General features: G+C 56.5%; 10 protein-coding genes. All 10 read left to right on the forward strand.

The features are described 5' to 3' along the window. The coding region (locus LAT62_RS15010; protein WP_293385796.1) for a DEAD/DEAH box helicase at positions 1-1659 on the forward strand (1659 nt) is incomplete at its 5' end. A 169-nt stretch (positions 1660-1828) separates the two neighbouring features. Beyond that, complete coding sequence (locus LAT62_RS15015; RefSeq protein WP_293385798.1) at positions 1829-2458, forward strand: hypothetical protein; 630 nt, start codon at positions 1829-1831, stop codon at positions 2456-2458. Next, on the forward strand, positions 2451-2717 hold the full coding sequence (locus LAT62_RS15020; RefSeq protein ID WP_293385800.1) for a hypothetical protein: 267 nt from the start codon (positions 2451-2453) through the stop codon (positions 2715-2717). Before LAT62_RS15015 ends, LAT62_RS15020 begins: the two co-directional genes overlap by 8 nt. 92 nt (positions 2718-2809) lie before the next feature. Then, positions 2810-3646, forward strand: a complete 837-nt coding sequence (locus LAT62_RS15025; RefSeq protein ID WP_293385802.1) for a DUF1566 domain-containing protein — start codon at positions 2810-2812, stop codon at positions 3644-3646. A 195-nt stretch (positions 3647-3841) separates the two neighbouring features. Further along, entirely contained in the window at positions 3842-4318 is a 477-nt protein-coding gene (locus tag LAT62_RS15030) for a hypothetical protein (protein WP_293385804.1), read from the forward strand. A 55-nt stretch (positions 4319-4373) separates the two neighbouring features. Beyond that, positions 4374-5045, forward strand: a complete 672-nt coding sequence (locus LAT62_RS15035) for a hypothetical protein (protein WP_293385806.1) — start codon at positions 4374-4376, stop codon at positions 5043-5045. A 1-nt stretch (position 5046) separates the two neighbouring features. Then, the gene (locus LAT62_RS15040; protein WP_293385808.1) at positions 5047-5328 is read left to right on the forward strand and encodes a hypothetical protein; all 282 of its coding nucleotides are present in this window, start codon (positions 5047-5049) and stop codon (positions 5326-5328) included. A gap of 189 nt (positions 5329-5517) precedes the next feature. Next, entirely contained in the window at positions 5518-5727 is a 210-nt protein-coding gene (locus LAT62_RS15045; RefSeq protein ID WP_293385810.1) for a hypothetical protein, read from the forward strand. A gap of 831 nt (positions 5728-6558) precedes the next feature. After that, entirely contained in the window at positions 6559-7269 is a 711-nt protein-coding gene (locus LAT62_RS15050; protein ID WP_293385812.1) for a hypothetical protein, read from the forward strand. Positions 7270-7959: 690 nt separating this feature from the next. Beyond that, the coding region (locus LAT62_RS15055) for a hypothetical protein (protein ID WP_293385814.1) at positions 7960-8275 on the forward strand (316 nt) is incomplete at its 3' end.

Raw genomic sequence — 8275 nt, forward strand, 5'->3', positions numbered from 1 at the left:
AAACGCGGAGTCGATCGCTTGCTGACCTGGGACTTCCAGATGCACGGGCTGGTTGAGGCGCTGATGACGCGAACCGGTCAGGTTATGGCGTGGGAGATGGGTCTTGGCAAGGGCCGGCTGGCGCTGGCGCTTGCTTTGATGGGCGGTAAGCATAGCCTGATCATGGTTGAGCCCTACCTGGTGGACGAACTGGCCATCGAGATCACAGATTTTGGCCTGGCCGATGATGAGTGGCAGGTGATCGAGCGCCCAGAAGATGCCCGTGACCTGAAGCGGATCAACATCATCACCTACAATCGCCTGCGCCAACCACTGCAGATGATTGCGAACGCAACGCCGGCACAGAAGCGAAGAGCGCGCACGTATGCGGACCTGCTGGCCAAGCGCATATCGATTGCCGTGGCCGATGAAGGCTCATTGCTGGCGCACGAGAGTACAGCCCAGTCTCGGGCAATCGCCAAGCTGCACCCCAAGCGCCGCTACATCCTGGATGGCACCCCGAATGCCAATTATCCCCGTGATGCATTGCCCCTGATGACGTGGGTGGCCGGAGACAGTACGGCGCTACAACAGTATGGGCGGTGGCACTACAGTCTGGACGAGCGGGCTTACAAATCAGCGGCTTACCTGGAGCAAGGGCGCACGGAGTTCAGCCGGCGCTTTGTGACCCTGAGCATGGGCTCACACGAGGACGGGTCCGAGTTCCGCAGTGAAATACCGATGATCCAGGATGTCATCGGCTATCGACAGTGGCTGGCGCCGCTGGTTTCAAGACGCCTGCAGGGCGAACCTGAGGTCGCCCGACATGTTCAAATCGAGCCGCCACTGGCTCGCAAGGTAGTTCTCAAGTGGGACCGGGATCACTTCAGTCACTATCACCGGGTTTCCACTGATTTCTCCAGGTTCTATGAGAGCCAACTTCGCCTGCGCGTGGAAGAGGGCAAGAACATCAATTTTGCTGTCACACTGGCACGAGTAGGGGCCTGTGTGCGAGCGGCCAACATGCCACAACTTGCCTCCAGCAACTTTGCCAGGCTCGACTCCCCGGCGACCACCAAGCAGCGCTACGCGGCCGCACGCTCAATCGAACTAGCAGAGGCCGGCGAGAAGGTGATTGTCTACGTAGACGGGCCTGAACAGGTAGAGCGGCTCTGTGACCTCATTCGCGCCCAAGGGCATGATGTCGTGGGTCTGCATGGCCAAATGGCCATCAAGCGACGTACCCGAGCGCTTAATGAGCAGTTCCGCTTCGGTCCGGTAATGATTCTGGTGGCCAGCATCCAGTGCTGCCGGCGCGGGCTGAACATTCACCAGGCAAGTCGTGTGATCATGTATTCCCGTCACTGGAGCTACAGCACTGAGCGACAGGCCATCTTCCGCACTTGCCGGCCGCTACAGACCCGACAGGTTCGCGCGGAGTTCCTCGAATTGCAGGGCAGCATAGATGAGTATCAGAATCAGGTGGTCATGTATAAGCGAGAGTGTGAGCAAGTAGGCCTCGACTGGGCCACCCCCACACTGACCGAGGACCGGTTTATGCACATGGACACGCTGTTTTCGACATTCTGCCAGGATCTGGCCTCACTGGGGGAAAGCCTTGTTTTCTCTGCCGATGACCAGGACCTAGTGCTGACAGAAGAGCCTGAGTTTGTGTACTGATTCGGCGCCCGAATGCCTGACGGTCTCTGTGGTGCCGTCGCGGCCTGGGCGCTCCCTTTCGCTTCGCTCAAGGCTGGCTACTGGTTAGTAATGCCAGGGTCAGGCTTTTAGTCAAACCACCCGCCAGCCGTCATAATTGCCCTGTAGGTATCGAATACAGGCGACCAATATGACTATCAAAGCAGCTCCGTTCACCAGGGCAAACCTTCAGCGTTTTCGTGACCTTATCGCGGTTCTGGAAGATGAACAGGTGGTTATGCATCAGTATTTCACGGCTGCCCCTTCGTCAGGCCAGCGACCCGAAGACCTGAGCATCGTTGCTGAAACGCACAGTGACATGATCGCTGACATCGCCGGGTGGGGCTCGCTGGACCCGGTACTTAATCCAGACGGACATATCTCTGGAGACCTGAATCTCCAGGCGTGGAGCTGGGCCGCGTCATTTACCAACATGAAATCGCGCCCTGGCCAGCAGTTGTGGGATTTCATGTTCGAAAGAATATGGGACCACGTTGAGTCAAAAGTCTCGCAGCGCCAATTGGCTCTGAGCCGCTTGCAGCGGCTGTTGGAAATCTGGGGGCCGGTTGATGAAACCCCTTCGTTTGTGACCTGCCCGCGCAGATTGACCACTGAAATAGGCCTGTGGTTCGTGGACAGAATCCTGGAGGGTACTCTGAAAGAGAATGATGAGTTCACAAAAATGTGCATGAACAGGGTGTGGGGCCAGGAGGAAACCGAGGCCGGGCTTGAGGTCAGGCACATTATGATCGGTGATGGGGACTTAACACGCCATGGCTGAGCTAATTTGGAACGGGAATCACGGCGAGACGGTCCAGAAAACTTCCAATGGTTTCGTTGGCCATAAGGATGGACAAGAAGTGATCTCTGTCGAGGTGGTCGATGGCGCTATTGCGGTCAACAGCGCACCCCTGCCACACGACTATGCGGAGGCTACCCTGGTGCTTGAGCTACAACGTCGAGTGCTGACTTTCGGCCTCATGCTGGAGCCGATCGTGCACAGCAGGGCCAAAGATATCGAAGGTCTGGTGGTCTGCTGACCACCAACCACCAACCACCCGCGCTACTGCCTGCCAGCGCTCGATCAAACGAGAGTTGGTAATCATCCAAACATCTGAACGAGGATACTTGCATGTCAGACTTCACCGGCACCCTGATTTTTGTGCGTCATAAAGCCAAAGGCTTGGAGCATGTTAAAGTGCACTACGAAGCGCCGAAGACGATGGTGGAACATCCTCACCTGGCACTCGAGTGGATAGGAAAGGCATTTGCGGCCTGGGCCGTAACGACAACGGAGTTTCGAAGCTATTTCGCGGACCTTGATGATAGAGCTTCTGCGAACGATCTGCTCGCTGCCCTCGAGGCTAAAGGCGAGGAGCTGAAGGATTACATTGCATATCGATCAGGCGTGCGAATTCAACATATCGACACCGTGTTCTTTGGTCAGGTGTTTGGTATCCACGATGTTCTAGTAGATGGGCGTACGGCCGAAGAGGCGGTTGTGACAGAGTATGGCAAGCGGTATGACGATCACGGGGATGGCACCGTTACTGATCTTTTAACCGGCCTGATGTGGATGCGCCCCGCAGTAGGTCAAGAGTGGGACAATGGGCGGATTCATGGGGATCCAGAATTTATGACCTTGGAGGCTGCACAAGCGGCGGCCGCGGCCTTCACTTTCGCAGGGCATAGTGACTGGCGCGTTCCCAGTATTGATGAACTGGAGTCACTCGAGTCGCTAGTATCTGGTCCTCCGGGCATTGACGACACCATCTTCTCTGGTTTGGATGCCGGTTTTGTGTCTTCGTCACTCTCATACCCTGATCAGGACGAGGTGCTTGGCATCAGCCCCGAACGCGACGTTCGGTGGACACGCTCCCCCGTTGACAGTGTGCACCATGTCCGACTGGTTCGCGGGCAGGCCTGGGCACCCCGTGTGCGACCATTTGTGCCGGATGTGCCGTTCTAAATCTGAGCAGATGTGGTCTGTACCGGCTGGATGTTGAGGCCTGCTTATGGCGGGCCTCACATGGCTGCCTTGCAGGTCGCTCTTTCGCTGCGCTCAAGCGTGGGCTCTGATGTTCAATGGCGGGCGCCGGGCTGGCGCAAAACCACCCGCGTGGCGTCATAATGGCATTATCAAATACGGAATAGGTGCGTGCTTATGACAACATTGACTCCAAGCTCTCTTGAAGCCGTCAAGACCTTCAAGCGCAATTTGGTTGATGAGTCTGATGCGGTGATCGTACTCAGCAAATCACACAGTGTAATGGCACAAACCATTGCAGATTCCTGGAGTGACGCGGACGACCTTGAGGTCACGAAGCAGGGCGACTTTGTCACCGTTTCCGGACTGACTGTCAGCGATGCGAAGGTTGCTGAGGCTCTGGATATCCTGTGTGCTCAGGAGATCCCCTTTGATGCGGCCTGCACGCCCATTCTGGCGTCTCCATGCTTTTCTGAGCGCCTGTATGGCCGTTGGACTGATGATGGCTATGGTGCCAAGCATGTGCCCATCTCAGATCAGTACGTGAATGTCGAAGACATTGTGCGGATGGCTGAATCAGGCCATCTGGACTCGGATGCTATCGATCAGTTGCGTGACGCGATTCAAGTGCCAGGCGGGCCGCTGGCTCCCTGAACAATGATGCTCCAGTGCGCCTGGTCCCATGTTTAATTTCTGTGGAGAACATATTATGAGTGACCCGATTACTTTCAGTTTTGCTGTCCTCAAAGAGCATGCCGACAAGCTACGCGAAGCCGTGGGCGAGGGTGGTTACCCTGCCCATTGCTTTACTGACTGTGGAGAGTTCTATCAGTTCGATTCTGATGGCGCTGATGGTCTGCCGGTGTTCATCGATATCCGCGATCAATTGATGGAAGCTAAGATTCCCTTTGATGCGGACCACGGTTATGACGGGGAGGACTCGGTTCGTCATCACATCAACTGCCGATTTACCGCAGAGGGTGAAATCGAAACCTCTTTTTTCAGATCGTATGATGGCTATACATTGGAAAAAGGGGTTGATATCGATTCCTTGTTTGACGCCCATGATCTAGGCCAAATGGAAGCCTTTGTGCTGGCGCTCAAGGAACGCATCCCCCGGACCATGCACTGGGATGAACAGCGTCGAATACTCAATGGGGATGGCGATAAAGAATCTACCGAGGCTCATGTGAGCTATGAGGTTGAAGTCCAGCGGGTGGCTTGGGGCAACACGAGTGTGACTGTGCGTGGTGCTACGAGCATAACCGATGTCGAGCAGAGGGCTATTGCTGCTGCCTGCGATCGCGAAATCAGCACTCATGATGCCGAATACCGCATTGCTTCAATGACCGCGATCACCGACCACCAGGCAGAGGTTTAATATGGGTGCGATGAATTTCTATGACTCTTGTGTGACCTGGCCATCCCATGATGTGGATGCCGAGGCTCAGCAGGCCAGTAACGATCTGCCTGACGGCATGTCGGTCTTTCCGGTACAGGAAGTCGAGGAGGTCATATCCACCCACCTGACCCAGTCTGATGCCGAGTGGTTCATCCGGCGCAAGCAACACGACTACCCGCCACTGTACACCTATGTCGAGAGCGCTTGTTGGGCGCCTCAGTTGCGCCAGTTGCAAGGCTGGCTCACCTTCCTGGCCCGGTGACCAGCAACGCTGGTAGTGAGCCTGACAGGGGCCGCTGGCCTCTGTCCGGTATGTGGTGCCCTGTGGGTCGCCTTCGCTTCGCTCAGGCGCGGGGCTTTGAAGTCAAATGGCTGGGGTTGTCGGGCCCGTTTGTGGCTCCTGATGGATTATCCTTGTGGTCAGACATGAACAAAGGCGGGAGTTGACGCTATGACGCCGAGAGAAATTGCAGAGCCAAAGGACCCTGAAGTCCTGCGCGAAACCCTGAGACGTGTTTTCATCTCGCAGCCGCCTGATTCGGAGCGAGCGCGTATTATCAGCGAAGGTTCTGCAGAAGATCTCGTGGCGCTGGCGCGATCGCACAATGCCGGTGAGACCCGGGCGCATAGGCGGGTGAAGCATGGGCTGTTGCAGGATTGAGTTCGGGGAAATTCAGGGGAGCGTATGAGCAGCCAGATTAAGACACGACCCACCCAATCATACGCCGATGAAATGGTGCGGGCCACTCTGGAAGGCCGGAAGACTCAGGCACGGTGGTTGGTGAAGCCGCAGCCTAGGCCCTATTCAGGATTTGGTTCTGGTCCGGGTGACTGGGCATGGCTTGAGTCTCCAGGCGACTACAGAATCAGCTGCAAGCATAAGGGGCCTGATGGTTGGGCTGAAAGTCATAGTCCGTTTGGCCTTGCTGGCGACCACCTTTGGCTCCGTGAGGCCCATGCGATTGTGCCACGCACTGCGTACGCGCATAGCACTGGTGTTGAACAAATACGTCGCCCAGATGATGACCATGATGCCGCCGTTTTTCGGGCAGACTGGGAGCGGTCACAACAAGGCTCTGGAGCTTAAAGAGTGGGTGCCGCCAGGTGACTGATATGGCAACGGTTGCCATGTTTGGTTGAATTGCCCGAGTTCAAATATGCAAATCCTTGGAATAACACTTTAGGGGGCTGAGTGATGATGACTAAAGACCAACTGCAGCGGCTTCACGACCTTATTGCTGCTGTGCCGTCCGCACGGATAGAAATTAAGAGGCTCTACGAGAAACCTCCAACTCCGAAAGCGACTAAGGCAGAGAATCCCGCAGACCTGGTGCAGAGCCAATGTGACACAGTGGCCAGTGTCGAAGGCTGGGGCGCATTGGACCCAGTTCTGAACCCGGATATCCTGGGAGCACGAGGCAATATCCGCGACCTTGCTCGTGCATGGTCCCAGAGGTTTGTGGACTGTAGCAATGCGCAAATGGGAGTCGCCTTGTGGTGTTTCATTTTCGAAGCCAATTGGGCCTACATTCAAAAAGATGGCAATGCCCCATACGGTGCTGATCAACAACGGCTGGCACTCAGTCGCATGCAGTGGCTGCTGGACAACTGGGGAGACGACTCAGAGCCTGAGTTCCTGCAGGCCTCTGAACAGTTTCGAGATTGCATTGGGCAGTGGTTCGACCACCAGATTCAGGAGGGTATTCTGAACCCAGACGACCCCGCTACCCGGGAACTGATGGAGAGGTCGTTTGGGGAGGAGACCATTGCCTCAATGAGTGAGACTACGGTCGAAGAGCTGCAGTTCGATGTTGGCCAACTCAAGGCCCATCTGGCGGAAGTTACCCAGCAAAGGGATGCGCTACTGCGTGACATTGATCAGTCCTCCTCGCGCACTCCTGCCAAGGGTGACCGTGTCTCCATTGACGTCTCGACGGGCGACGAAGATGCAGGGAACAGAGTATTCGGGGTGATCACTGGCAGACAATCCGGGGCTGACGGCGAGCCTTGTACCTGGCTCTGTGAGCTGGATCACTTCAATTACACCGACGCACCCCGAGCTGTGCCTGATGACCGTGACCAGGCAATCAAAGGGGCTGCGCGTCGCCTACTGGATCGAAGTTTTGCGCCCAGCCTGGGAGAGTGCCAAGAAGCGGCAGAAGCCCTGTGGGATGAGGCAGGGTGGCGGCCGCCCGCGTTTTGAAAGGTGGGCAACCTGCTTTCGGTTGATGTCGGCAGACACAGTGGTCGTAATTGTCCTGTTGAAACAGCTATCCAGGCAGTGAATGATGTGGTGGGTTCTGCGGAGCGAATGCGGGGTGTCGGCGAACTGAGGTTCGCCAGCAGATTCGACGCCCTTATGAGCGAACTTTTGGCCGACTGCGATTGCGGCGACGCTTCGGACTCTGACCCAATCCCGACAGCATTATGGGATCTGTGGCGCGATATCCAAGCTCACTCGACTTTGCTCCAGCACCCGTACGTAGTTGTACCTGATGGCTGGATTGTGAGAACGGGGCCTACTGGCGGCCTGTATGTCGAAGATCCTCAAGGACGGCGCACCGGGCTGAGTCCGGAAAACGAGATTTACGGCCGGCTGATCCTCGAAATGCTCAACGCCTCCCCAAAACACGGAGCTAGCAGCGATGGCTGACGACAAGCGCAACTGGAGCCGGTGGTACGGCCATGATTCCGATGGTCAGCCGGTGCCTCCTGATGTTCCCGTTCAGGTAAAGATGCCTCACGGCACCATCAGAGGCGTCGACCGTGCGGAGCGCTGGCCCTGGGCTACATTAGTCGGGTCCTACCGCTACGACCTGGATCATCCGGACGCTCCAGCTAACCCCTATGCGCATGAGGCATCCAATGGCGCGTACTTATGAGCAGAGACGGATTGCGTAAGCCTGATTTCTTCAGGTACGTGCGCCCGGCCCCAAGGTCAGGCGAGCTGCTTTCTCTGGAGGCTTGCCTTGTCGGCGGCCTGCTGGCGCCTGTGATCCTGTTCAGCTTTGTTCTGGGTACCTACTTCGCAGAATGGGGCCTGATTCTATACGCCGCCCTGGTGGCGGGTCTGGTACTTATCTTCAGAGGTGCCAGAGTTGATATCACGTTACTTCGCATCGACCTGAGGCGGTCTGACATCTTGATGCAAGCGTTTTTGCTGTGCTGTCTGACGCTCAACGAGGCAGCGGCATTGCAGTTCCAACTGG

The organism is Natronospirillum sp., from assembly GCF_022565775.1.
Lineage (GTDB): Bacteria > Pseudomonadota > Gammaproteobacteria > Pseudomonadales > Natronospirillaceae > Natronospirillum.

Bases quoted from the DNA above. Each gene is read 5' to 3' on its own strand.
- LAT62_RS15035 (WP_293385806.1), top strand. From the start codon at position 4,374: ATGAGTGACCCGATTACTTTCAGTTTTGCTGTCCTCAAAGAGCATGCC.
- LAT62_RS15015 (WP_293385798.1), top strand. From the start codon at position 1,829: ATGACTATCAAAGCAGCTCCGTTCACCAGGGCAAACCTTCAGCGTTTT.
- LAT62_RS15040 (WP_293385808.1), top strand. From the start codon at position 5,047: ATGGGTGCGATGAATTTCTATGACTCTTGTGTGACCTGGCCATCCCAT.
- LAT62_RS15025 (WP_293385802.1), top strand. From the start codon at position 2,810: ATGTCAGACTTCACCGGCACCCTGATTTTTGTGCGTCATAAAGCCAAA.
- LAT62_RS15045 (WP_293385810.1), top strand. From the start codon at position 5,518: ATGACGCCGAGAGAAATTGCAGAGCCAAAGGACCCTGAAGTCCTGCGC.
- LAT62_RS15030 (WP_293385804.1), top strand. From the start codon at position 3,842: ATGACAACATTGACTCCAAGCTCTCTTGAAGCCGTCAAGACCTTCAAG.
- LAT62_RS15020 (WP_293385800.1), top strand. From the start codon at position 2,451: ATGGCTGAGCTAATTTGGAACGGGAATCACGGCGAGACGGTCCAGAAA.